The sequence below is a fragment of the Mesorhizobium waimense genome (genome assembly GCF_003601975.1).
Taxonomy (GTDB): Bacteria; Pseudomonadota; Alphaproteobacteria; order Rhizobiales; family Rhizobiaceae; genus Mesorhizobium; species Mesorhizobium waimense.
In genome coordinates this window covers 1-432 of sequence record NZ_QZWZ01000219.1, presented here as the reverse complement: position 1 = coordinate 432, position 432 = coordinate 1, and the positions used below count along the sequence as shown (strand labels likewise).

Annotated in this window: 1 pseudogene; it reads right to left on the bottom strand. The window is 65.7% G+C overall.

The features are described from left to right. Positions 1 to 403, bottom strand: a pseudogene (locus tag D3227_RS40720) (alkyl hydroperoxide reductase subunit F); the annotation flags it as partial. Positions 404 to 432 lie beyond the last annotated feature (29 nt).

Genomic DNA, 432 nt, shown 5'->3' with positions numbered 1-432 from the left:
CGTCCGGGCAGTTGTGGCAGGTGAGGCTCATGTAGACCTCGAAATCGAAGTCGCCGTCGAGCGCCTGCACCTGCTCGATCACGTCCTGCTCCACCTTCGGGGGATGGCCGCCCGTCCAGAGCAGCGCCAGCACCAGCGAGGTGAATTCATGGCCGAGCGGCAGGCCGGCGAAGCGCAGGCTCGTCTGCGTGCCGGCGCGCTGCAGCGTGAAGGCGGGCTTGCGGGCGTCGGTGCCGTCGGTGCGCAGGCTGATCTTGTCGCTGCGCAGGGACTGGATGGTCTCCAGCAGGTCGCGCGTCTGGCCAGAGGCTTCGCTGCCGTCGAGGGAGGCCACGATCTCGAACGACTGCGTCACGCGCTCCAGATAGGCGGAAAGTTGGGATTTGAGTTGGTCGTCGAGCATGGATGTCCTTCAGGGGTTTCGAGTTATGC